Annotated in this window: 21 protein-coding genes and 1 riboswitch; of the genes, 4 read left to right on the forward strand and 17 right to left on the reverse strand. The window is 59.5% G+C overall.

From position 1 onward, the window contains the following. The 6 genes from HHJ19_RS02340 to HHJ19_RS02365 form a co-directional block, all read right to left on the reverse strand. Positions 1-1557: SulP family inorganic anion transporter (locus HHJ19_RS02340; protein ID WP_296903729.1), on the reverse strand; the 1557-nt coding region annotated here is incomplete at its 3' end. Between the two features lie 41 nt (positions 1558-1598). Continuing rightward, complete coding sequence (gene chrA / locus HHJ19_RS02345) at positions 1599-2984, reverse strand: chromate efflux transporter (protein ID WP_296903730.1); 1386 nt, start codon at positions 2982-2984, stop codon at positions 1599-1601. 14 nt (positions 2985-2998) lie between these two features. After that, positions 2999-3880, reverse strand: a complete 882-nt coding sequence (locus HHJ19_RS02350) for a sulfurtransferase/chromate resistance protein (RefSeq protein ID WP_296903731.1) — start codon at positions 3878-3880, stop codon at positions 2999-3001. 127 nt (positions 3881-4007) lie between these two features. Then, positions 4008-4616, reverse strand: coding sequence for a methionine biosynthesis protein MetW (metW, locus tag HHJ19_RS02355; RefSeq protein WP_296903732.1), 609 nt, complete (start codon positions 4614-4616; stop codon positions 4008-4010). Beyond that, positions 4613-5860 carry a homoserine O-acetyltransferase gene (locus HHJ19_RS02360; protein ID WP_296903733.1) on the reverse strand — a complete coding sequence of 416 codons (1248 nt, stop codon included), beginning with the start codon at positions 5858-5860 and terminating at the stop codon, positions 4613-4615. Before HHJ19_RS02360 ends, metW begins: the two co-directional genes overlap by 4 nt. Before the next feature lie 175 nt (positions 5861-6035). Beyond that, positions 6036-6602, reverse strand: coding sequence for a TMEM165/GDT1 family protein (locus tag HHJ19_RS02365; RefSeq protein ID WP_296903734.1), 567 nt, complete (start codon positions 6600-6602; stop codon positions 6036-6038). Positions 6603-6663: 61 nt separating this feature from the next. After that, positions 6664-6801, reverse strand: a riboswitch (yybP-ykoY riboswitch). Positions 6802-6961: 160 nt separating this feature from the next. On the opposite strand from HHJ19_RS02365, the gene HHJ19_RS02370 reads away from it, so the two are divergent. Beyond that, positions 6962-8164, forward strand: coding sequence for an ammonium transporter (locus HHJ19_RS02370; RefSeq protein ID WP_296903735.1), 1203 nt, complete (start codon positions 6962-6964; stop codon positions 8162-8164). A gap of 1238 nt (positions 8165-9402) precedes the next feature. Next, positions 9403-9876, forward strand: coding sequence for an RNA-binding protein (locus HHJ19_RS02375; protein WP_296903736.1), 474 nt, complete (start codon positions 9403-9405; stop codon positions 9874-9876). 217 nt (positions 9877-10093) lie between these two features. Here HHJ19_RS02375 and HHJ19_RS02380 read toward each other — a convergent pair whose 3' ends face one another. The 4 genes from HHJ19_RS02380 to HHJ19_RS02395 all read right to left on the reverse strand — a co-directional run bounded on the left by HHJ19_RS02380 (position 10094) and on the right by HHJ19_RS02395 (position 13269). Next, positions 10094-10870: an SDR family oxidoreductase gene (locus tag HHJ19_RS02380; RefSeq protein WP_296903737.1), complete on the reverse strand. Its 777-nt coding sequence runs from the start codon at positions 10868-10870 to the stop codon at positions 10094-10096. Between the two features lie 70 nt (positions 10871-10940). Next, entirely contained in the window at positions 10941-11525 is a 585-nt protein-coding gene (lptC, locus tag HHJ19_RS02385) for an LPS export ABC transporter periplasmic protein LptC (protein ID WP_296903747.1), read from the reverse strand. 104 nt (positions 11526-11629) lie between these two features. Further along, a complete protein-coding gene (locus HHJ19_RS02390) occupies positions 11630-12280 on the reverse strand; it encodes an HAD hydrolase family protein (protein ID WP_296903738.1) in 651 nt (216 codons plus the stop codon). Further along, positions 12277-13269 (reverse strand): KpsF/GutQ family sugar-phosphate isomerase, encoded by a 993-nt coding sequence (locus HHJ19_RS02395; RefSeq protein ID WP_296903739.1) that lies wholly within the window; start codon positions 13267-13269, stop codon positions 12277-12279. Before HHJ19_RS02395 ends, HHJ19_RS02390 begins: the two co-directional genes overlap by 4 nt. Before the next feature lie 93 nt (positions 13270-13362). Here HHJ19_RS02395 and HHJ19_RS02400 point away from each other — a divergent pair, with 93 nt between their 5' ends. Further along, complete coding sequence (locus HHJ19_RS02400; protein WP_296903740.1) at positions 13363-15348, forward strand: monovalent cation:proton antiporter family protein; 1986 nt, start codon at positions 13363-13365, stop codon at positions 15346-15348. Positions 15349-15762: 414 nt separating this feature from the next. Here HHJ19_RS02400 and HHJ19_RS02405 read toward each other — a convergent pair whose 3' ends face one another. The 7 genes from HHJ19_RS02405 to rpmH all read right to left on the reverse strand — a co-directional run bounded on the left by HHJ19_RS02405 (position 15763) and on the right by rpmH (position 21655). Next, on the reverse strand, positions 15763-16467 hold the full coding sequence (locus HHJ19_RS02405; RefSeq protein ID WP_296903741.1) for a hypothetical protein: 705 nt from the start codon (positions 16465-16467) through the stop codon (positions 15763-15765). A gap of 236 nt (positions 16468-16703) precedes the next feature. Continuing rightward, positions 16704-17195, reverse strand: a complete 492-nt coding sequence (locus HHJ19_RS02410; RefSeq protein ID WP_296903742.1) for a Crp/Fnr family transcriptional regulator — start codon at positions 17193-17195, stop codon at positions 16704-16706. A 147-nt stretch (positions 17196-17342) separates the two neighbouring features. Continuing rightward, positions 17343-18779, reverse strand: a complete 1437-nt coding sequence (gene mnmE, locus HHJ19_RS02415; protein WP_296903748.1) for a tRNA uridine-5-carboxymethylaminomethyl(34) synthesis GTPase MnmE — start codon at positions 18777-18779, stop codon at positions 17343-17345. Positions 18780-18993: 214 nt separating this feature from the next. Beyond that, the gene (yidC, locus tag HHJ19_RS02420) at positions 18994-20760 is read right to left on the reverse strand and encodes a membrane protein insertase YidC (RefSeq protein WP_296903743.1); all 1767 of its coding nucleotides are present in this window, start codon (positions 20758-20760) and stop codon (positions 18994-18996) included. Next, positions 20757-21077 carry a membrane protein insertion efficiency factor YidD gene (gene yidD, locus HHJ19_RS02425; RefSeq protein ID WP_296903744.1) on the reverse strand — a complete coding sequence of 107 codons (321 nt, stop codon included), beginning with the start codon at positions 21075-21077 and terminating at the stop codon, positions 20757-20759. Before yidD ends, yidC begins: the two co-directional genes overlap by 4 nt. After that, positions 21074-21484: a ribonuclease P protein component gene (locus tag HHJ19_RS02430; RefSeq protein ID WP_296903745.1), complete on the reverse strand. Its 411-nt coding sequence runs from the start codon at positions 21482-21484 to the stop codon at positions 21074-21076. Before HHJ19_RS02430 ends, yidD begins: the two co-directional genes overlap by 4 nt. Positions 21485-21520: 36 nt before the next feature. Further along, positions 21521-21655, reverse strand: coding sequence for a 50S ribosomal protein L34 (gene rpmH / locus HHJ19_RS02435; RefSeq protein ID WP_007862708.1), 135 nt, complete (start codon positions 21653-21655; stop codon positions 21521-21523). An 869-nt stretch (positions 21656-22524) separates the two neighbouring features. On the opposite strand from rpmH, the gene HHJ19_RS02440 reads away from it, so the two are divergent. Continuing rightward, a partial coding sequence (locus tag HHJ19_RS02440; protein WP_296903746.1) for a DnaA/Hda family protein occupies positions 22525-23224 on the forward strand: 700 nt, incomplete at its 3' end.

The raw sequence follows: 23224 nt of genomic DNA on the forward strand, positions 1-23224 counted from the left end.
CACTGCGCTGCCCCCCAAGGGGGCTGGCCTTGCTTGGGGCGGCCCGGCGCTGCGGCCGGTGGCCCCCTCGCTTGTCACTTCACGCACTGCGCTGCCCCCCAAGGGGGCTGGCCTTGCCTGGGGCGGCCCGGCGCTGCGGCCTGTTAGATCCGCCGGATGCTCTGCATCATCAATCACTACGAACTGGCGGTCCGGCGCGCGGCTGTCAAAACCCATGCTGCGCATGGCTGGCCGCGAGGTGCGGTACAGAAAAGACATCAGCGACAGCAGCATGCCGAGCAAAATGGCAATCTCCAGCCGGATTGTGACGGTGGCCACCATGGTGGCCAGCGCCACGCCGAAATCGCCGCGACTCAGGAAAAACAGCTGGCGCCAGCGCGCAACGTCGAGCAGGGCCAGCGCTACCAGCACCAGCAGCGCCGACAGGGCGGCCATGGGTATTTGCGCCAGCAGCGGCGCGCTGAGCGCCACCAGAGTCAAGAGCAACAGCGCGGAGAACACCGACGACAGCGGTGTGCGTGCGCCAGCCTCCAGGTTGGGCATGGAGCGATTCATCGAGCCGCACGACACAAAACACCAGAAAAATCCGCCAACGATGTTGGACAGCCCCTGGCCGCGAAACTCGCGGTTGGCATCAATGCGCTGGCCGGAGCGCAAGGCCACCGTCTTGGCGATAGAAATCGCCTGCCCAAGCGCCACAATGGTCAATGCGAACGCCAGGCCGACCAGCTCCGACGCCTGCGCCCAACTGATGCGTGGCAGCTCGAAGCGCGGCCACGGCGTAGCAATCTGCCCAACGATGCGCAGCGCCGAAGACGGTGTAGCGCTTGCGCCAGGCAGGAAATGACTCCCCCCCCATGCCAACGCGGTCGCCACCACCAGCCCGATCAACATATAGGGCCAGCGGCGGCGAAAACGGCGCAGCAGCAGCGCCACAGTCAGCGTGATGGCAGCAACGGCCAGCGCAGCGGGTTGCGCCGAGGGCAGTTGCCTGAGTACATGCAGGAGCACGGCGCCAGCACCGTGCGCGGGCGCGGCGGCCAGGCCAAGCAGATCTGGTAGCGCATGCACGGCAATCAGCAGCGCCGCCCCTGAAGTGAAGCCAAACAGCACCGCCGGCGCAATGAAATTGGCCAGCACGCCGAGACGCAGCACGCCAATCAACCATTGCAGCACGCCAACCATCACGGTGACGGCCAGCGCAAGCTGGATATACGCCGGGCTGAAGGCCATGGCCAACGGCGACAGCATGGCAAACAGCGCCAGCGAATTGGCATTGGTCGGGCCCGACATGACGTGCCAGCTTGAGCCGAACAGCGCAGCGATGATGCAGGGAACAATGGCGGTATACAACCCATACTCGGGCGGCAGGCCGGCCAGCGTGGCAAACGCAATGCCTTGCGGCAACACCAGCACCGCGCCCAGCAAACCCGCCATCGCATCGGCGCGCAGCGTGCCCGGCGTAAGTTGCCGGACCCAGCCGCCAAACAGGCGCTCGGCCAGACGCATCAGCAGGCTCAGGACGGGAATGGCCGCGCGGCCGTCAGAAGGGTTCATTGCCAGGATCCGAGCATACCGTCGGCCGCCGCGCCGGTCATTCAGGCCAAGCCAAGCCAGCGCAGCAGCAGTCCCGCCCCTGCCGCGACCGCAATCACAGGAATTACGCCCCATTTCAACCGCCACAAGGCCAGCGCAGCCAGGGTGGCCAGCGTCAGTGCGACCCAATCGGCCTGGGTGTCTAACCGGCCTCCAGCGCCTGCGGGATAGGCGATAGCCACGATGAAAAATAGCGCTAAATTGGCAATCACGCCGACCACGGCGGCAGTCACCGCAGCCAGCGGAGCGGTCAGCTTCAGGTTGCCACGCGTGGACTCAACCCACGGCCCGCCCGCCAGAATGAAAATGAAGGAGGGCAAAAAAGTGAACCAGGTCGCCACGCAGGCAGCCAGCGCAGCGCCCAGAAACAGTGCGTCCGGCCCTGCTACCTGCTTGGCCCAGCCGCCGACGAAACCGACAAAGGCCACCACAATAATGAGCGGGCCAGGCGTGGTTTCGCCGAGCGCCAGACCGTCCATCATCTGCGCCGTGCTGAGCCAGTGGTAGTGCTCAACCGCGGCCTGGTTCACATAAGGCAGTACCGCGTAGGCTCCGCCAAAGGTCAGCAGCGCGGCTTTGGTAAAAAACCAGCCGATCTGCGTCAGCGTGCCGCGCCAGCCGTAGTTGAAGAACAGCACGGCCATCGGCAGCAGCCAGAGTGCTGCGCCGGCCAGCAGCACAGCGAGCAGCCGTGACACCTTGAACAACGCGTGCGGCGGCGTCGGTGTGTCGTCGTCGATCACGGCCAAGTCGTGGACGCTTTGGGCAACCAATACACGGCCATCACCACGCATCCGCGTCGACGGAGCGACCCGGGCGAGCAGGGCACCGATCAGCATCGCACCCACCACGATCAGCGGAAAGGGCAGCTTCAGGGCCCAGATTGCGATAAAACTCAGGGCTGCTATCGCCCAGGGAGCGGGCGACAGGAGCGGATTACCCAAGGATTTACTGGCAATTCTGTGCAAGGCATGTAGCACGATGGCCGCCACTGCCGGCTTGATGCCATAAAAAATTCCCGCCACCAGCGGCTGCTGGCCAAAAGCCATGTAAATCCAGCTCAGCGCAATCAGCAGCACCAGCGACGGCAGCACGAACAGTGCACCGGCCACTACGCCGCCCCAAGTGCGGTGCATCAGCCAGCCCAGGTAGGTGGCGAGCTGCTGCGCCTCGGGGCCAGGCAGCACCATGCAGAAGTTGAGCGCGTGCAGAAAGCGCTTTTCAGACACCCAGCGCCGCTTTTCGACCAGCTCGCGATGCATGATGGAAATCTGCCCGGCCGGCCCGCCAAAGCTGATGAAGCCGAGCTGCAGCCAGAAACGCAAGGCCTCGCTGAAGGATATAACGGGTGGGGCAGCTGGCGATTGTTCTAGCGTTCTTGGCGTCATTTGAGTCGGCAAGGTCATTGCCCCGCGCCCATCATGGTTTCGGGCTTCCAGCTGTGCGGCTCGTCCTGCGCATTGCGGCACCAGGCATAAAGCGCATCGTAGTGCGGCAGGGCCGCTTCCAGCATGGCGTGGTCGTCGGCGTGCAGGCGTGACAGTCCCAGCGAGAAGGCCAGCAGGCCCGCCGACTGGGGCGCGAGTTCAAGCTGGTCGGTATCGGCACCGCGCACGATGCGGGCCAGGGTCGCCAGTGCCGGATCGACCAGCGCAAACTCACGCAGCAACACGTCAAAACTGCAGAGCGCGCTCTCGTGCGACACCGGTGCGCCGGGAATATCAAACGCCACCGCGCCCAGATTTTTCGCTTCGCGCAGCACCTGCGCTGTTGGCACGTAGAAAAACTCCGCACGCGGATCAATGAAACGGCGAATCAGCCAGGGGCAGGCAACCCGGTCGATTTTGGGCCGCTCGCGCGTGATCCAGCGCGAGGCCTGTTTGCCGGTCACACCCCAATCGGGCCGCTTGAGTATGGTGAGTGGTCGATGCGTACGCCACTCGGCGATGTCTTGAGCCGCATCGATGCCCTCTTCGCCACCCAAAATGCCGCCAGCCAGCCTGCGCGCATTCCAGCCTGCTGCCCGCAGCGTGGCCGCTGCATCTTCGCTGGCGTTATGCCCGTAAACGCAATACACCACCACCGCTCGCAACGGCCGGGTTGCAGCAAAAGCGGCTAGATTTTCTGGCGCGCAATGCAATGCTCCCGCCAGCCTGGAAGGGCTCTCCAGAAAGTTCTCTTCGCGCCGCACGTCAAGCAGCAAGGGCGCGTCAGCGCTGCCCATGCGGGCAGCAAGTTCTTGGGGGGAAATAGAATGCGGTTGATCAGAAAACAGGGTGTCCACGGAAAACTCCAAGTCAGTTGCCAGCGCTTGGACGGGACACCGTCTATCTGTGAAGAGTCGGAAGGCTGAAATCCCGATGGATTAATGCTATCACCAACACCCGCCTGGCGCCAATCGCTGTCGCGGCTCAAGTCCGCTGCAATTTGAACACCGCCCGGCTGGCGCGCGCATTGGGCCAGAAGCGGATTTCCTTGCCGTCCTGCAGACCGAACGCATCGAGCACCTGTAAATGGTTCTGCAGCGCCAGCGCCTCAAAGTCCCGCAGCGTGCCGACGCGAATGTTGGGTGTGTCATACCATTGGTAGGGCAGCACCCTGGTCACCGGCATGCGGCCGCGCAGCACGGCCAGCCGATTCGGCCAGTGGGCAAAATTGGGAAAGGCCACAACGCCGATGCGGCCCACTCGGGCGGTTTCCCGCAGCATGACTTCGGCATTGCGCAGGTGCTGCAGGGTATCAATCTGAAGCACCACGTCAAACGAGCGGTCGCCAAACAGCGCCAGACCATCTTCCAGATTGAACTGGATCACATTAACGCCGCGCGCCACGCAAGCCTGCACATTGGCATCGTCAATTTCCACGCCGTAGCCCGAGCATCCCCGTTCGCGAATCAGGTAGTCCAGCAGCTCACCGGTGCCACAACCCAGATCCAGCACGCGGGAGCCGACAGGCACCAGCCGGGCAATCGACAGCTGGTCGAGGTTCGGCTGGCGGTTCAGCACCACTGGTTCAGTCATACCGCCACCTTGCTCTGGAAATAAGAGCGCACCACGCCCAGGTAACGGGCGTCATCGAGTAAAAAGGCATCGTGCCCATGTGGTGCGTCGATTTCGGCGTAACTTACATCACGCTGGTTGTCGAGCAGGGCCTTGACGATTTCCCGGCTGCGAGCCGGTGCAAACCGCCAGTCGGTGGTAAAGCTCACGAGCAGGAATTTGGCGCTGGCCTTCGCCAGTGCGCGGCTCAGATCACCACCGAATTCGCCAGCTGGATCAAAGTAGTCGAGCGCGCGGGTGATCAGCAGGTAAGTGTTGGCGTCAAAATATTCGGCAAACTTATCGCCTTGGTAGCGCAGATAGCTTTCGATTTCAAACTCGACATCCTGCGTTGAATACTTGAAGACTCCCACGCCTTTTTCTTCATTTACTACGCGGTCCCCCTGAAAGGCTGAACTGGCCTGTTCCGGCCCGGCGCCAGATTCGCCAATATCTACTTTTTGCGCAACGGGCTGGCGGAGCTGGCGGCCAAACTTGTCGTTCATCACGTCGTCGCTCAGGTAGGTGATATGGCCGATCATGCGGGCAATGCGCAGACCGCGCTTGGGCAGCACGCCGTGCTGGTAAAAGTGTCCGCCGTGAAAGTCGGGGTCGGTCACGATGGCGCGGCGCGCAACTTCGTTGAAGGCAATGTTTTCCGCCGTCAGATTGGGCGCGCTCGCCACCACTGCGGCGTGCCGCACGCGTTCAGGATATTGAAGCGTCCAGGCCAGCGCCTGCATGCCGCCCAGGCTGCCGCCCATGACAGCAGCCAACGTCTGGACGCCCAGCGCATCAAGCAGCCTGGCCTGCGCGCTGACCCAGTCCTGCACCGTGACGACCGGAAAATCGGCACCGTAGATTGCATTCGTGTCGGGGTTGACTTGCATCGGCCCGGTAGAGCCAAAACACGAGCCCAGATTGTTCACGCCAATGACAAAAAAGCGGTTGGTATCGACCGGCTTGCCCGGACCAATCATGGTGTCCCACCAGCCTTCGGATTTGGCCATGACGCCGCCGTCAGCGTCCAGGTAAACGCCGGCCACATGATGCGAAGCGTTAAGCGCATGGCAGATCAGCACGGCGTTGGATTTGTCGGCATTGAGTTCGCCGTAGGTTTCATAACTCAGGTCGTATGCACGAATCGATGCACCGCTGCGCAAGGGCAGGACCTCGGCAAAGTGCATGGACTTTGGCGTGGCGACCAGGACTGAAGGAAAAGACACGGTAAGTGGACCCACGGTAAATGGCACGAAACCAGTAGAGGAAACCGTAAAACGAAGAGGCAAAAGAAAACCCGGCATCGCCAAAAGCGAGTCCGGGTTCATCGAGGGACGTCTTTAGCGGTACTTTTTACGCGCCCGCAAGCTCAGCAAATCGGCGCAGCTTCAGTATAGCAATCTAGGCGGGCACTGCCAGCGCCAGCAAACCCAACGCGGCAAAGACGAGCGCCGAGACAATATGGACCACTCGCAACGGGATCAAATGCATGAAACGGCTGCCGAGCCAGACCACCGGCGCATTGGCCAGCATCATGCCCAGCGTGGTGCCGGCTACGACCCAGAAATAGGCGTCATAGCGTGCGGCCAGCATCACGGTCGCAATCTGGGTTTTGTCGCCCATTTCGGCGAGAAAAAACACCAACACAGTGGTGCCGAACACCCCGAAGCGAGGTGATTTTTTTTCAATGTCATCTTTACCGATCTTGTCGGGAATCAACATCCACACCGCCATGGCAACAAAGGAAATTCCCAAGATCCAGCGCAGGGTTTGCGGGCCCAGGAAGGTGGTGACCCAGGCCCCCACGGCACCCGCCATCGCATGATTGACGATGGTGGAAACAAAAATGCCCAGGACGATGGGCCAGGGTTTGCGAAACCGCGCAGCAAGCACCAACGCGAGAAGCTGGGTTTTATCGCCCATTTCGGCGAGCGCGACGATACCGGTGGAGACGAGGAAAGCTTCCATGAAATGACTCCGGCCGGATAAAACCAATGACTGCACAACTCATCCGGCCTGTCGCTGGTTAAAGCTCTGGATGCTGTGCAGTCAAAGGTCTCGCGTGATCCGAAGACCGCTAGCGCCATGTCCATGTCGGACAAGTGTGTTGACGCAAGCGCCTTTCAGGAATGAAAGGCTGGCTACTCCCCAATGACAGTCCATATTGTAGCTCTCGTCGCAACAATTTACCCCGAGGAGATCCCCGTAAATCGATTTAGGACGCTTTTTAGCACTATCAAGGCGCATTTCTTGCTTGCATTTGGTGCACAAAGTCAAACCAGCGTAGAAACGCACCAAACAATCACATTGAATTGAAAGAACGAGTTATGGAAGCACTAAAACAGGGCTCAGATGCCTTATTCATCCTGTTGGGCGGCATCATGGTGCTGGCAATGCATGCCGGTTTCGCATTTCTCGAACTGGGCACGGTCCGCCAGAAAAATCAGGTCAATGCGTTGGTCAAAATCCTGGTGGATTTTTCGGTATCAACTGTGGCCTATTTTCTGGTGGGTTATGGCGTGGCTTATGGCACCCATTTTTTTGTCGGCGCAGAAGCGCTTGCGGCCAAAAATGGTTTTGAGTTGGTCAGGTTCTTTTTCCTGCTTACTTTTGCTGCTGCCATTCCGGCCATTATTTCGGGCGGGATCGCCGAACGCGCTCGCTTTTATCCTCAACTGATCGCAACGGCAGTTATCGTTGGCCTGGTTTACCCCTTCTTTGAGGGTGTTGTCTGGAACCACCACTTTGGCGTTCAAGCTTGGATCCTGTCTGTCACGGGTGCGGAATTTCATGATTTTGCCGGGTCCATAGTGGTTCACGCGGTGGGCGGCTGGCTGGCCTTGCCGGCGGTAATACTGCTGGGTGCGCGAAGCAACCGATATCGCAAGGACGGGGGCGTGTCCGCGCATCCGCCTTCCAGCATTCCCTTTCTGGCGCTGGGCGCCTGGATATTGACCGTGGGCTGGTTCGGCTTCAATGTGATGAGCGCGCAAACCATCGACAAACTGTCAGGCCTGGTTGCCGTCAATTCGTTGATGGCCATGGTGGGCGGCACTTTAGCCGCTCTGGTGGTGGGTAAAAATGACCCTGGTTTTGTGTACAACGGTCCGCTGGCGGGGCTGGTGGCGGTGTGTGCAGGCTCTGATGTCATGCATCCGCTGGGCGCCTTGGTCGTGGGCTGCGTTGCGGGGGCCGTTTTTGTGATCATGTTTACCCTGACGCAGAACAAGTGGAAGATCGACGATGTGCTCGGCGTCTGGCCGCTGCACGGCTTGTGCGGCACCTGGGGCGGCATCGCGGCAGGCATTTTTGGCAGCAAGGCCTTGGGCGGCCTGGGTGGCGTCAGTCTGGCCGCGCAGCTGGTGGGCAGTGCCATGGGGGTGACCTGGGCGCTGCTAATGGGTTTGCTGGTTTACGGCACGCTGAAAAAAACCATGGGGTTGCGACTGAGCCAGGAGGAAGAATTTGAAGGGGCGGACCGTTCCATTCACCGCATTGGCGCCACGCCCGAGCGGGAAGTGACGTGGTAACTTGCGGGACGAAATGCTATTTATTCAATAGCAACGTGTAGCCATTAACTCTGGACCAGCGGCCGATTTTGTTCAATTTGGCGCGGTTTGCGGCCCCCTCGCTGCCGGAGTGACCAATCGCGTTGCGGAAGTCTCCGCTTCGCAATCGCGCCCGACTCAAGAGTTGCCTGGTCGGCTTTCTGAGATACAGGGGGATCCAACCTGACTCGCAGCGATTTCTGGTTGGTGGCAACGACAGACACACAGACAGATGATGAAGGTGATGAGGTCGATCGGCTTTGCGTCAAGTCCGATGGCCACTTCGCCGTAATCCCATCGACTGGGGCGATCCGGGCAACGCCCTGCAACGGGCGAACTTTTTTAGGTGCCGGGTGTTTGCATGCAGCGCTTGCAGCCAGCGTTAAGTTGTTTTCGACGCGGAAATGACGGGCGCTTTCGCCGCACGAAATTTACCAGGAACTGTCCATCACGCCCACCAACGAGCTTGTCCAGTGGCCTCGGTGACACCTGCGGCTGCAATAAATGACGCCGCCAATCCCGCTGCGACTGGCCCGTCGCGCCACCGAATGGACTTTTGCAATTTACCGATTTTTCGGACCAGCAGAGTTAAATCCAAATAAAAAAATGGGCGCTACCGAATTGAAATTTATGTAACAACTTATCAGTCTGTTGCTGGGAGGGTACGGTCCCCAATTTGCGTCAGGGACGGAATGAAACTGGGTGATCGCTGTACAACCAAACCGCGCGCGCACGCGCACAAGGTCATTACCAACAACCTTCACGTTCATCGGAATGCGCCCTTAATTAATATGTATGTGAGCACAAACTGTCTGTCAACATATTGATTGAATTGGAAATTTTAGTTTCCCCGCTTGCCACGTAACTCGGCCGCCTCATGCCGTCTTCTGCGTTGGTTACCCTGCCCGACACGCCGGGAGTTGCCGGTGAGTTGATATGTTTTTGCTTTGGCTGCGGGTTTTTTCCGTGCCGGCTTGCCCTGCTTGGGTGAGAAATGCGCGGAACCCGTCAAAACACCGGTTGAGGCGACCGGCAGCCCAACATCCGCAACGCCAGAGGTTGTGTTTTGAATAACTCACGCATAATATGTGCGAGCGAATGCAAGCATTCGCGCACGTTGGGTGATCGGTCAGTTTCGCGCGCTACAGCGGTACGTATAAGATTTGTTGTGCTTTCGGGACCCCATCGCTTTTGTTTTTGTGTTTTAGAGGAGTCCCTTCATGGGCAACAAACTATACGTCGGCAACCTGCCTTACTCGGTGCGTGACGAAGACCTGCAACAATCTTTTGGTCAATTCGGCGCTGTCACCAGCGCCAAAGTCATGATGGAGCGTGACACGGGTCGTTCCAAAGGCTTTGGTTTTGTCGAAATGGCAAGCGATGCAGAAGCGCAGGCTGCTATTAACGGCATGAACGGCCAGCCGTTGGGCGGCCGTAGTGTTGTCGTGAATGAAGCTCGTCCGATGGAGGCACGTCCTCCACGTACCGGCGGCTTTGGTGGCGGCGGCGGTGGGTATGGCGGTGGTGCTGGCGGCGGTGGCGGTTCTGGCGGCGGCGGCGGTGGTTACGGCGGCGGTGGACGTTCGTCCGGCGGCGGCAGCGACGGCGGTTTCCGCAGCCCGTACGGCGGCGGCGGTGCTGGCGGCGGACGCTCCGGTGGCGGCGGTGGTGGTGGTGGACGCGGCGGCTACTAAGTCCTGCTCCCTTGCAGTTGGCTAACTGGCCAGTACAAAATGCAGCCTCTTCAATCCAGGATTGAAGCAGGCTCTGAAAAAGCTTCAAAATTTCGGTTTTGAAGCTTTTTTGCGTTGTTGTCCCTTAGTCATCGCTTCTGTTTGCTATGTTTTTCGTAGCGAATGAATAGCTGCCAGCGAAAATCTCGCAACCAGTGACAGCTTTCAGACGATCCGCTCAGGGTTCGCTCTGGCGGCGTTTGCGCGCGCGACCCGATAGGGCCCAATCAAATATTGCGTTCGGCAGCAACCGCAACAATTTAGCGATGCCACCCATTTGCCACGGAATGACGCGGTAGCTGTGGCCAGCCTGAACGGCGCCAAAGGCTCTGTCGGCAAAGTCTTTGGCCGTCATCAGAAACGGCATGGAATATCGGTTTTGACGGGTTAGGGGCGTGTCGATGTAGCCCGGGCAAATCGTCACTACCTTTACTCCGCTGGACTTGAGCTCCCCACGCAGGCTCTCGCAGTAACTGATGACACCCGCCTTGCTGGCGCAATAGGCACCGTGCCCCGGCAGGCCGCGTATGCCGGCCACGCTGCCGATACCCACCAGCTCGCCGGTTCCGCGTATTATCATGCCCCCGACAAAGGGGTGGAAGGTGGCGGCCACACCGGTGATGTTGGTAGCCAGCGTCTGCGCCATGATGGTCAGGTCTTCTCGAACGGTGGTGTCCATGCCGATGCTGATGCCTGCATTGGCGATCACTACGTCGGGCAGGCCCTGCGCCGCAATGCAGGCCTGACCTGCGGCCACGATGCTGTCGATGTCGGACACATCAGCGCTGTAGACCTGGCACCGGCCAGGCGAGATACCATTCGCCCCCGCCCACGCATTGACCTCGGCGGTGCGGCGCGCTGCGAGTGCCAGCCGGTAGCCCGCCGCGTAATAGCGCAAGGCCAGGGCCTGACCAATGCCGCTCGAGGCGCCGGTGATGAACACGAGTCTGGACATGGTGGGTTTGGCGCCTGTGGTTTGAAGTGGGTCGGACCGGCCGCTGCTGGCCACGGACGCGTGCGCTGACTTAGGGAAGCGGTCGGGGTGGCGATTTCGGCATCAGTACCCCCCTGACGCGGCCCTTGAGAAGGGCAACCTGGTCCAGGTTGTTATAGGAAAAGTTGTCGCCGGTGAACTGGTCATTACCGCGAATCAGCAGCACCGGCTTGTGGGACGTGACCCGCTCCTCGTTCAAAAACGCATGGAGAAACTCACCCCGAAATTCAAGGCGCGGGTTCTCCCGGCCCGCCGCGTCTTTGCTGGCTTCGCGTATGACGCGCGCGTTACCGGTCAGCTGGACTTCCGAGCCATCGCCGTTGGTGTAGGCCCGGATCGCCGTGGCCGTGGTGACCTGCCCGTCAGGAGTAATGCTGCGAATTCTGGCCTGGTCGATTTCGAGGATGTCGGTATCCGGAAAATGCCTCGCCTCCGTGCCGTAAATCTCGCTCTTCAGCTTGCCGCTCTCATCGAAGTTTTTCACGGTAAATTTGCGCATGAAGTAATCCACCTCATGGCCCGCCTGCAGGGCAACCTGCGGGCCGCTGAGCGTCGGCGTGTTGCGTACCAGCCAGTAAGTGCCCAGCGCGAGCACGCCCATCATCAATAGCGGCATGTAAATGGCGGTACGGTCCCACAGGCGCAGAATACCGCTCCAGACGTCTTTCTTCTGCGGCAACACGCCGGGTCGGTCCGGGGCCGGATCGGTCAGGCTGCCTTTCATCGGGTGTACTCGCGCAGCAGGCTGGCATAGCATCCGCTGGCAAGAAGCAATAAATCGCAGAATTCGCGGGCTGCACCCTGACCGCCACCAGCCTGCGTGACATGGTGGGCATACGCCTTGACCTCCAGGTGGGCATTGGCCGGCGCGCAACTCAGAGCCACGCGGCGCAGCACCGGCAAATCGGGCCAGTCATCACCCATCGCCGCAGCACTGTTCCAGTCAAGCCCAAGTGCCCGCAGCGTGAGTTCGGCGGCGGGCCGTTTGTCTTCGGTGCCAAAGTGTGCCTGCGTGATGCCCAGCGCTTGCAGCCGCGCGCGCAGCGCCAGGCTGTCGCGCCCGGTGATGACCGCAGGCGTAATGCCCGCCTTTTGCAGCAGTTTCAGGCCGTGACCATCCAGGGTGTTGAAGCGCTTGAGGCTTTCACCCTCCTCCGAAAAATAAAGACCGCCATCCGTCAACACGCCATCCACATCAAAAAACGCCACGCGTATCCCTTGCGCCCTAAGCAACAGCTCGGGCGCAAAACTCAGGGCGGGAGCCAAGGCGCCCGGCGTGGAAGTCAACGGCCGCAGCGCCGGACCGCCCCAACCAAGGCCAGGCTGCTCAGGGGGCAGCGTAGCGCTCGCAGCGGCGGGCGTGGAGGTCATATTACTTTCGCCCGCATGAGGTCGTTGCTGTTGAGCGCCCCGCACAACACGCCGGCATCGTCCAGCACCAGCACGCTGGTGATGCGGTGCAATTCCATCAGCGCTGCGGCCTCGACGGCCAGCGAATCTGCGCGCACCGTACGCGGATCGGCATGCATGACCTCGCCCGCCGTGCGGCTGCGCAAGTCCACGCCTTTTTCCACCAGACGACGCAGGTCACCATCGGTAAAAATGCCCAGCACGCCTTGCTTGTCATCGACCACGGCGGACGCCCCAAAACCCTTGGCGCTCATCTCGCGCATGAGTTCGGTAAAAGACGTGTCTGGCCTTACCTGCGGCACATCTTCGCCGCTGCGCATCACGTCACGAACGTGTGTCAGCAATTTTCGGCCGAGCGCGCCGCCAGGATGGGAACGCGCAAAATCTTCTTCCCTGAAACCGCGCGCGTCCAGCAGCGCCACGGCCAGCGCATCGCCCAGCGCGAGTTGCACCGTCGTGCTGGAGGTGGGCGCCAGGTTCAACGGACAGGCTTCCCTGGCGACACTGCTGTCCAGAATTACGTCTGCCTGCCTGCCCAGCGTCGATTGGAGACCGCCGGTGATGGCGATCAGCGGCACGCCCAGCCGGCTCAGCACCGGAAGTAGCGCAACCAGCTCTTCGCTCTCGCCACTGTTGGAAATGGCCAGCACCAGGTCGCTCGGCTGGATCATGCCCAGATCGCCATGGCTGGCTTCAGCCGGATGGACAAACAGGGCCGGTGTTCCGGTGGAGGCGAGCGTGGCGGCAATCTTGCGGCCGATGTGCCCACTTTTGCCCATGCCCATGACCACGACGCGGCTAGGGCAGGCCAACATCAGGCCAACAGCCTGCACGAACTCGTCGCCGACCCGTTCGGCCAACGCGAGCACAGCGGCCGCCTCTATCTCAAAAGTCTTTCGGGCAAGGCTCAGCGCTTGCGGTGCATCAAGGTTCGCGGCATCAACTTTCATGGCTGCATTCTATAGAGGTGCACCGCGGAAAACCGTGTGGCTGCCCGGGCAAAAAATCCCGGCAGCCGCGAACCCATCCGCTACCATCGAAACATGAGCGCGCTTGAACTGACCCTGCTGTATCTGCTGGCCGCAGTGCTGGGTGTGGTTGCCTGCCGTTCACTCAAACTGCCGCCCATGCTGGGCTACCTGGCCGTCGGCGTGGTGATTGGCCCGCACGCACTGGCGCTGGCAAAAAATTCAGACGGGGTGCGCCACCTGGGCGAATTTGGCGTGGTGTTCCTGATGTTTGTGATCGGGCTGGAATTCAACCTGCCCAAGCTGCGCTCAATGCGGCGTCACGTCTTCGGGCTCGGCCTGCTGCAGGTTGCGCTCAGCATGGCGCTCATCACCATGGGTTCGCTGTTCTTTGCCAGCATGGCACCCACGGTCTGGCAGATGCGATGGCAGACCGCGCTGGCACTGTCGGGAGTGATGGCCATGAGCAGCACGGCTATTGTCGTCAAACTGCTGTCGGAACGGCTGGAAATGGCTTCTGAACACGGTAAGCGCGTGATGGGCGTGCTGCTGTTCCAGGACCTGGCCGTGGTGCCCCTGCTGGTGCTGATTCCGGCCCTGGGTTCGCCCGCCGACAAGCTGTTCACGGCGCTGGCGCTGGCCGCACTGAAAGCTACCCTGCTGGTTGGCCTGCTGCTGACCGGCGGTCAGCATGTCATGCGCTGGTGGCTCACACTGGTGGCCAGGCGCAGGAGCGAGGAACTGTTTGTGCTCAACTTGCTGCTGGTCACGCTGGCGCTGGCCTGGCTGACCGAACTGGCCGGTCTGAGCCTGGCGCTGGGCGCCTTCATCGCCGGCATGCTGATTTCGGAAACTCAGTACAAACACCAGGTCGAGATCGACATCCGGCCTTTTCACGATGTGCTGCTGGGGCTCTTTTTCATCAGCGTCGGCATGATGCTGGACTGGCGGGAAGTTGCGCGGCACTGGGCGGGTGTGGTGCTGCTGCTGACCTTGCCGGTGCTCTTCAAGCTGGTGCTGGTCACCGCGCTGACACGCTGGCTGGGTGCTACGGCCGGCGTGTCGCTGCGTACCGGCCTGTACCTGGCTCAGGCCGGCGAATTCGGTTTTGTGTTGCTGTCATTGGCACAAAAGGGCGCGCTGATACCGCCCGTCCTGATGAATCCGATCCTGGCCTGCATGGTGTTGTCGATGCTGGCCACACCCTTCATCATCATGTACAGCAACCGCATCGTAATGAAGCTGGTTTCCAGCGAATGGCTGCTGCAGTCGCTTCAGATGACAACGATTGCGACCAGATCGATGAACGTGAACAGGCACGTCATCATTTGCGGTTATGGTCGTTGCGGCCAGAACCTGGGCCACATGCTGGAGCGCGAAGGCATTCCCTACATGGCTCTGGACCTTGACCCCGACCGCGTGCGCCAGGCCTCTGCTGCCGGCAACTCCGTGGTGTTTGGCGACGCGGTTCGCCTGCAGGCGCTGATGGCCGCTGGCCTGGCCCGCGCCAGCGCCGTCGTGGTGACCTACCTGGACACGGCCAGTGCGCTCAAGGTGCTGGCCAACGCGCGCGCCCATGCGCCCACGGTCCCTGTGATTGTGCGCACGGTGGATGACCGTGACCTGGAAAAGCTCAAGGCAGGCGGCGCTACCGAAGTCGTGCCCGAAGCCATAGAAGGCAGCCTGATGCTGGCCAGCCATGCGCTGGCACTGGTCGGCGTGCCCATGCGCCGCGTGATCCGCGTGGTGCAGGACCAGCGCGACGCGCGTTACAACCTGCTGCGAGGCTATTTCCGCGGCGCCGATGACGACACTGCCGATGAACTCGGGCAGGAACGCCTGTCCACAATGACGCTGACAACCGGCCTCAAATCGATCGGCCAGACGCTGGGTGCCCTGGCCTCGCAAACGGCCGGCGTGCGCGTCGTCAGTCTGCGGCGCGGCAACGGAAAAACCCTCAAAGCACTAGACGAAACACGGCTGCAAGACGGCGACACGCTGGTGTTGTCGGGCAAACCCGAAGCCCTGGCCATCGCCGAACAGGCTTTGCTGCAGACCTGAGCCAACTGCCAGGCAGCAAGTGTTACGGTGGAGTTGCACACCGATGCGGTAAAACCTGACGACAGGTACGGTTGATCGACGATCTAATCAGCACTGGCAGCGCCCACCTGGCTGTAAAAAAATGACTGAAGGAAAATCGACACTCTTGTCACCGGGGGCGCAATTACGGTGGACCTGCCCTGGCTGTGTGTCTCGGCCCCGCCGAAGGCCGAAAGCGTCGCTGTTCACACTGATGGATCTTTTCGGGGGCTAGCGCCCGAGGTTTTTTTGCTATTAAAAAAATAGCTGAAGACAACCGTACTTGCTGGATGTGAAGCAAATTTAAGCTGAAAACCGATCAAACCGCCCGCTCGCTGCTGCTGATCTCACTGATGCAGGCGCAGGGCGGCTCTGGCTTCGATGCGACGACGGCTTTTAATTCAATTCACCGTATTGCGTGTTGCTCAGCGCCGGTGAAGACGCCGCCTCCGTCATTTCAGTGTCTTCAAAGTCATGCAGCGGTGGCGCGGGCGACCGAAATCCACTGCGCATTTTTACGCCGTTTCCGGCTACTTCGGCGGGGCCGCGTGCACAAGCCGAAAGCAAGGCTTGCTGGAACGCCGCCACTTCGTCGGGCTGAATCGGCTGGTGCTGTGACGTTGCCGCTTTGAGCTGTCGGCCCGATGCGGCAGGTATCGCACCCTGCAATACCGGCTTGCCGGCCGCTGGCAGCTCATGAAGACGCCAGTAGACAGCGGGCACTGTGATTTCAAAGCGTAGTTTGGCACCTTGCACAATCAGCGCCTCGATCGCGCCAAGTTGGGGCGTCGGGTCGCCTACGACTTTTTCCAGGTCCATCATGACCAGAAACTCGTGCCCGCCCTGGTCCAGGGAAAGGACCTTGAATTTATAGCTGGCGGACAAAACGCCGGCCCGGGTCATGGCCTCCCGGATGGCCACGTACATCTGCTCGCGGCGGGCGTGACGTTTGACCTTTCGCTCGCCTTCACTGTGCCTGGTGTCCGGTACCAGACGCTGAGGCAAGGCAATCGCAGGCTTTTCACCGGCGCGGATTGCCACACCACCGGTGGTGTGGCGTGTCTGGCGGTTTTTACCGGAAAACCAGTTGAAAAAAGACATCTGGCGGGACCTTATAACGATTGCGTACTTTTGCGTAATTCGCGGTTTGCATCACCGCCCGATGGCGCGACAGGACGCTTTTTCTATGATTGTCGTTTATCCAGTGGACGGGAATTGAGCTGCCAAGTCAATCAAGGGGGACTTCCCCGCTTGACTGGGATTGGCGTGACCGCGATCTGTCGGGCTTGTCCGGCTGACGTGAAACCAAAGTTCCGCAGCGGCGGCCTGCAGCCCTGTCAAGTGACCGCAACCCGCCGGGGACGAAGATACAGCCGTCTGGCCATGACAGAACCCAGGGCAAGCGTCAGCTCCAGCGCAATCGGGCTGTGGCGGCTGGCCAACTCGGTAAAGCGTATCGGCGTGAGGCACCACAATTTGCAGGGGGTCGAGGCATGCACGGAGGCGCTGCGCGGCTGGTGGGAAAAAAATGAGCCCTCGCCCAGCACGGTGCCAGCCCCCACCAACGCCATCCTGACGCGCGATTTTTTGTCTTCGTAGTGAACGCTCAGGTTGCCGCTTTCGATGACATACAGGGTACGGTCGAGCGTCCCCTGCTCCATCAGCACTTGACCCTGATTCAGGGCAAACGGCTGCATGTGCGCGCCCAGAATGTCCCAATGCGGCTGGCTGAACTGACAGCGCAAGGCGTCGCTGGCGCTGCAATGCGCAATGGCGCGCACCAGACCCTGAATATCGGACGGGGCGACGGCAGGCATAAGAACATTCATGGTGGCGCGAAGATACCTGTGCTTACCGAGGCAAACAAGGCTTGTTAACTTTTACTAACAAATGATACACAAAAGCGATTTTGTGGTCTGCGTTGAACCGCAGGCTGAGGCAAGGTTTGCCGATGAAGAATCGCATGAGAACGACGGTTACTTGCCGATACAGAAGCGGGAAAATATCTCGCCCAGCAAATCATCCGAAGTAAAAACACCGGTGATGTCGCTCAAATGGAGCTGCGCCTGCCGCAAATCCTCGGCCAGCAGGTCCAGCGCCGGTCTGCTCGAGTGCAGCTGCCGGTGGGCGGCAAGCAGTTGCTCCCGCACCCGGTGCAGCGCGTCCAAATGGCGCTCCCGCGCCATGAACACCCCCTCCGGCGCGGCTTGCCAGCCCACCAACTGCAGCAGCTGCTGGCGCAGGGACGGCAAGCCGATGCCGGTTTTGGCGGAGATCAACACCCCGCCGACGGGCCGGCTCAAAGACGAAGGGCTGGCCAGGTCGGCTTTGTTCCAGACATCGATGATCGGCGTATTTTTGGGTAATTTCTGGGCCAAAGTCTTTGCGATACGGGCATCAGCTGCTATGTAATCAATAGCTTCTGGCCTATTTTCAGACGTTTGCTGGCGTGTCAGGTCATGCAGAAACAGCACGGCGTCGGCGCTTTTAATTTCTGTCCACGCCCGTTCCACGCCGATTTTTTCGACTTCGTCCTGCGCCTCGCGCAGGCCTGCCGTGTCGACCACATGCAGGGGTACGCCGTCTATCTGGATCAGTTGCGAAACCTTGTCACGCGTGGTGCCGGCAACCGGCGTGACAATGGCCAGTTCCGCGCCGGCCAGCGCATTGAGCAGGGAGCTCTTGCCGGCATTGGGCTGGCCGGCGATTACTACCTTGATCCCTTCCCGCAAAATGGCGCCTTGCGTTGCCTTTTGCAGCACGCTGGCCAGTGTCTGCTGCAGACGCTGCAGTTGGCCCTGCGCATCGGCCTGTTGCAAAAAGTCGATATCTTCTTCAGGAAAGTCCAGCGTGGCCTCGACCAGCATGCGCAGATGAATCAGCTGCTCCAGCAGAGTGTTGACAGCGCGAGAAAATTCGCCTGCCATAGACCGGGCGGCTGAACGTGCCGCCGCTTCGGTGCTGGCGTCGATCAGGTCGGCGATGCCTTCGGCCTGCGCCAGGTCAATCTTATCGTTCAGGAAGGCCCGCTCGGTGAACTCGCCTGGACGGGCCACGCGCAGCCCGGGCATCCACGCGAGGCCGGTGGCCGGATTGAGCGCAGCACCCGCTTCCAGGCATCGCGCCAGCAGCAACTGGAGCACGACTGGCCCACCATGCGCCTGGAGTTCCAGCACGTCCTCACCCGTATAGGAGTGGGGGGCGGGGAAATAGAGCGCCAGGCCCTGATCGATCACCTTGCTCTGGGCATCCTGAAAGGGCAGGTAAGTTGCCTGCCGGGGCAACAATGCGCGACCACAAATGGCAGCGATGATGGGTGCAAGCTGTTGGCCGGAAATGCGCAAAATACCCACCGCGCCACGGCCGGGAGCGGTGGCGATGGCAACAATCGGGTGATAGTGACTGGCCAGCATGTCAGCCAGTTCCGCTGCGGCTCTCTTCAACAAGCTGAGAAAGAACGACAGTTTTCTGACTGTCCGCCTGCAGAAAAATGAGCCCTAAAGGAGCTGGAACCCACAGCTCCAATCTCGCCGGAGCAGGATTGGACAAGCGACCGAAGCGAAGCGTCGCGCGAGCCGCAGCCTGCAAGGCCTCGTGCAGTTCACGAAGTGACAAGCGTGGAACCTGTTACCTGAACTTGGGCAGATTGAACTGCGGCGGCACGCCCATCCGGGTGTTGATCACCCATTGTTGGGTAATCGACAGGATGTTGTTGGTGATCCAGTACAGCACCAGTCCGGCCGGGAAAAAGAAGAACATCACGCTGAAAATCAGCGGCATGAACCACATCAGCTTGGCCTGCATCGGATCGGGAGGTGCCGGGTTGAGCGCGGTCTGCAACAGCGTAGTCAGAGTCATGACGATAGGCAGGATGAAGTAAGGATCAGGCGCTGAAAGGTCGTGGATCCAGAGAACCCACGGCGCGTTGCGCATCTCGACGCTGGACAGCAGCACCCAGTAAAGCGCGATAAACACCGGTATCTGGATCATGATCGGAAAGCAGCCGCCAACCGGATTGACCTTCTCCTCACGATAAATTTTCATCATCGCCTGCTGCATCTCCTGCGGTTTGTCCTTCAGGCGCGCACGCATTTCGGTGATCTTGGGGTTGATCGCCTTCATCTTGGCCATGCTGGAATAAGCTTTGGCATTGAGCCAGTAAAACGCGATCTTGAGCAACAGCACCAACGCCACGATCGACCAGCCCCAGTTCTGGATGAAGCCATGAAGCTTGTCGAGCAGCCAGTACAGCGGCTTGGCGAGAATGGTCAGCCAGCCATAGTCCTTGACCAGCTCCAGACCCGGGGTAATCGCTTCAAGCGTTTTTTCCTCCTGGGGGCCGACAAACAGTCTGGACTCAATGAACTTGCTCGCGCCGGGCGCAATGCTGTCCAGCGGCGTGATCATGCCGACGGCATAAAGATTGGTATCAACCTTGCGCAAAAACAGGTCACGCTTCAGACCGTCCGGCAGTATCCAGGCCGAGGCAAAATAATGCTGAACCATGGCCACGTAGCCGTTACTGGCCTCTTTTTCTACATCGACCTTGTTGCCTTCAATCGTCTTGAATTCAACTTTCTGGTACTTCTTGGCTTCGGTGTAAACGGCCGGGCCGGTGAAAGTTGAGTAAAAAGAAGGCATGTTCTGCACGCCGAAATAATGCAGCAGTTTGGGTGCGGGAATCTTGTTAACCGGGTCGTTGCCGTCGCGCACCAATTGCATGTAGAGCTGGGCCGTCACCGCTGCCGTGCCGGTATTGATGATGTCGTGGCGAACGGCGATGTCATAAGAGCCGCGCTTGAGCGTGTATGTCTTCACCAGCTTGACGCCGCCTACGTCGGCCGACTCGAATTTGACCTGAAGTTCATTCTCGCCATCCTTGAGGGCGCGCTCACCAGGCAGCACTGTCATCAGCGTCTTGTGCGTCGGCAGCACACCGCCCGCGCCACGAGCAATCAAACCGGTTTGCGCGACATAAACGCGGTCGGCGCCGTCGTCGAGCAGGACAAAACCGGCGTCTTTGTCGGTGAGGTCCTTGTACTTGTTGAAGACCGACCGCACCAGCGTGCCACCTTCGCTGTCAAAACTCAGCGTCAGCACATCGGTGCTGACGATCACGCGCTCCTTGCGGGCGGCCGGCGCTGTTGATGGCGCACCAGTTGGCACAGCACCCGGCGTCGCGGGCAAACCCGGTGTCATGCTGGAGGGCACAGCCGCAGAATTTCCTGCCACGACCGAGGGCACGGTCGAAGCCGCGCCTGCGGGCGCCTTGGCAACCTGGCTGCTGGAGGGGAAAAGAGACTTGTGCCCGTTTAAGACCTGCCACTGATCCCACAACAAGACCATTGAGAAACCAAAAATCACCCACCAGATGGTGCGGCGGATGTCGTTCATGACGGCGTCTTTTCAGAAGGAATGGAAGCCGCCGGTGTGACCAGACGGCTAAAAAGGGAAGCGGGCTTCACAGGCGGCACCGGATCATGGCCACCAACGCACAGGGGTTGACATCGCACCAGACGACGCAGCGTCAGATAGCTGCCCATAGCTGCACCGTGCTGCTGAAGTGCCTGCAGCGAATAGACCGAGCACGTCGGCTCAAACCGGCAGGCAGAACCGAGCCAGGGACTGAGCAACAGACGATAGGCTTTCACCATAGCAATCAGCGCGATTTGCGGTAGGCGCATAACCCGGGAAATGGCAACAGGCTTCATGGTGCGGTCGCCCCGGCCAGCATCAAGGCCTGCACTTCAAGCCGCACCGACAGTTTGAGTTGCTCCGAACTGGCGCTGATAAATTCCGTGCGAGGAAAACCACGCCGCAATCTGACCACAAACGCCGCGTGTGGAAATTGCTGTTCAAAATCAGCGCTCACGGTATAAATCTGTCGTTTGATTGCATTGCGTGTCGCAGCGCGCTTGGCCCAGCGTTTTGGCACCATCGCGCCCAGCCACATTTCTGCAACGCTGAACAATGCACGTGCGGCAGCCGGTTTGCCGGGCCGGATTGGAACCGCTTGTGTCTCCAGCATATTTCGATGCAATGCGAAATGTGTCGTTTTGGCAATGATGGAGCCCGCAAGGACTGCCTGAAACTGGGGTCGGGTTTTAAGCCGCTGCACTAGCGCCGAGCATCAACTCAAGACCAGCCAACAGGCTTATACGGCCAGGCGCTTGCGGCCTTTGGCGCGACGGGCAGCAATCACTGCGCGGCCGCCGCGCGTCTTCATACGCGTGAGGAAACCGTGCGTCCGTGCGCGCTTGACTTTGGAAGGTTGATATGTGCGTTTCATGATAAATCCTGCTTGCCTGATAGGCTTTTATGGGCTTGTTACTGGGACTGTCCGCTGTAAAACTTTCCACAGCCTCCGAATGATCTCGCCCTATTTTTCAAATCTGCAGAGCCTTGAAGATGAACTCAATGCTGAATCGGCAAACAAGACCAAGCGAACAACAACAAGTCGCTTTGACTAGGAGAACCTGAGATTATCGCAGATTTATTAATACTGGCAACCAGTTAGCTAGTTGATCGGGTGCAAAAACCGAGCTGAGACCCGCTGGAGCTGCTTAAAAAGCTTTAACCAATCCCGAAGAAAAACTTTTGAGGAACGACCAAGCGAAAGTGTACAGGCGTGACAAAGGTGATCGGCTTAAACATGCCACGATGTGCAATATTTGGAGCGGCAGGAAAGTTTTTATCTCTGTTCTTTATTTCTTTAATTCAAATTAGTAGTAGTGATAAGGACGCGGCGCGTCTGTGGACAGCTTCATTTTTTCTTTTGAAATCAAGCGGTTGGCGTTTGTTTAAGCCTGTTCCTAACGACACTGAACTTTCGTGTCGGGGATGAACAACTTTCAGTTTTAGTTCCGCCCTGTGGATAAGTTTCAACTTATTCCAACCTTGTCCCCAGGTTTTTTTGGGATCCTCCAGTGGAGGCTCAAAATGAGGTCAAGATGACCCATTTTTAAGTCGCTTCTAGCCTGATTTCTGCTAAGACGTTCAGCTAGAAATGGTTTGCTAGGTAAGAGGAATAAAGCTGCGGCAGAGCCCCGGGATTTGTGGATAACTAGCGGCCCGTCTACAATTACGGGTGTCTAAAATTAACAATATCCACAAGCAGCTGGCGACTGCTTTTCACTCGCGTTTAGACCAAAACCTTTCATGAATGAAGTGTTAGTGCATAGCCTTGGCCACGACCTATGGCAAACCTGTGTCGATCATTTGGCCCAGGAACTACCCGAGCAGCAGTTCAACACCTGGATACGGCCGCTAGTGGCGATCGTCGCCCCCGATTTGTCCAAGGTGACTGTCCAGGTGGGAAATCGCTTCAAGCTGGATTGGGTCCGAACCCAGTACGTGGCGCGCATTGCTGCCCTGCTGGAAAAGATATCAGGGCAACGGATTGCCATCGAGTTAGCGCTTGCTCCGCGAGAAGCGGTCACTAAGCCAGAAACACTGGTCAGGAACTTTGAGAGGCTTGGAACCCAGGAGCCCGTTAGCAGAAACGTGGTAGAGGAAGTTCCTAACACCGCCTTCAAAAACCGGATCAATACGGCGCTGACCTTTGATACGCTGATAGAAGGCACCGCCAACCGCATGGGCCGGGCAGCCGCCCTGCATGTGGCAAGCAGTCTTGGTCAGCTTTACAACCCGTTGTTCATTTACGGCGGTGTCGGTCTGGGAAAGACCCATCTGATGCACGCCATCGGCAACAAACTGCTGGCTGATAACCCGGCCGCCAAAGTTCTTTACATTCATGCCGAGCAGTTTGTATCGGATGTGGTCAAAGCCTATCAGCGCAAGACTTTTGACGAGTTCAAGGAACGTTATCACTCTCTCGATTTGCTGCTGATTGACGATG

Origin of the sequence: Polaromonas sp. (assembly GCF_012927415.1) — a bacterium.
Lineage (GTDB): Bacteria > Pseudomonadota > Gammaproteobacteria > Burkholderiales > Burkholderiaceae_C > Polaromonas.

Excerpts from the sequence above, each read along its gene's own strand:
- chrA (WP_296903730.1), bottom strand. The coding sequence starts at position 2,984 with ATGACGCCAAGAACGCTAGAACAATCGCCAGCTGCCCCACCCGTTATA.
- metW (WP_296903732.1), bottom strand. The coding sequence starts at position 4,616 with ATGACTGAACCAGTGGTGCTGAACCGCCAGCCGAACCTCGACCAGCTG.
- HHJ19_RS02365 (WP_296903734.1), bottom strand. The coding sequence starts at position 6,602 with ATGGAAGCTTTCCTCGTCTCCACCGGTATCGTCGCGCTCGCCGAAATG.
- HHJ19_RS02370 (WP_296903735.1), top strand. The coding sequence starts at position 6,962 with ATGGAAGCACTAAAACAGGGCTCAGATGCCTTATTCATCCTGTTGGGC.
- HHJ19_RS02375 (WP_296903736.1), top strand. The coding sequence starts at position 9,403 with ATGGGCAACAAACTATACGTCGGCAACCTGCCTTACTCGGTGCGTGAC.
- HHJ19_RS02380 (WP_296903737.1), bottom strand. The coding sequence starts at position 10,870 with ATGTCCAGACTCGTGTTCATCACCGGCGCCTCGAGCGGCATTGGTCAG.
- lptC (WP_296903747.1), bottom strand. The coding sequence starts at position 11,525 with ATGCCGCTATTGATGATGGGCGTGCTCGCGCTGGGCACTTACTGGCTG.
- HHJ19_RS02390 (WP_296903738.1), bottom strand. The coding sequence starts at position 12,280 with ATGACCTCCACGCCCGCCGCTGCGAGCGCTACGCTGCCCCCTGAGCAG.
- HHJ19_RS02395 (WP_296903739.1), bottom strand. The coding sequence starts at position 13,269 with ATGAAAGTTGATGCCGCGAACCTTGATGCACCGCAAGCGCTGAGCCTT.
- HHJ19_RS02400 (WP_296903740.1), top strand. The coding sequence starts at position 13,363 with ATGAGCGCGCTTGAACTGACCCTGCTGTATCTGCTGGCCGCAGTGCTG.
- HHJ19_RS02405 (WP_296903741.1), bottom strand. The coding sequence starts at position 16,467 with ATGTCTTTTTTCAACTGGTTTTCCGGTAAAAACCGCCAGACACGCCAC.
- HHJ19_RS02410 (WP_296903742.1), bottom strand. The coding sequence starts at position 17,195 with ATGAATGTTCTTATGCCTGCCGTCGCCCCGTCCGATATTCAGGGTCTG.
- mnmE (WP_296903748.1), bottom strand. The coding sequence starts at position 18,779 with ATGCTGGCCAGTCACTATCACCCGATTGTTGCCATCGCCACCGCTCCC.
- yidC (WP_296903743.1), bottom strand. The coding sequence starts at position 20,760 with ATGAACGACATCCGCCGCACCATCTGGTGGGTGATTTTTGGTTTCTCA.
- yidD (WP_296903744.1), bottom strand. The coding sequence starts at position 21,077 with ATGAAGCCTGTTGCCATTTCCCGGGTTATGCGCCTACCGCAAATCGCG.
- rpmH (WP_007862708.1), bottom strand. The coding sequence starts at position 21,655 with ATGAAACGCACATATCAACCTTCCAAAGTCAAGCGCGCACGGACGCAC.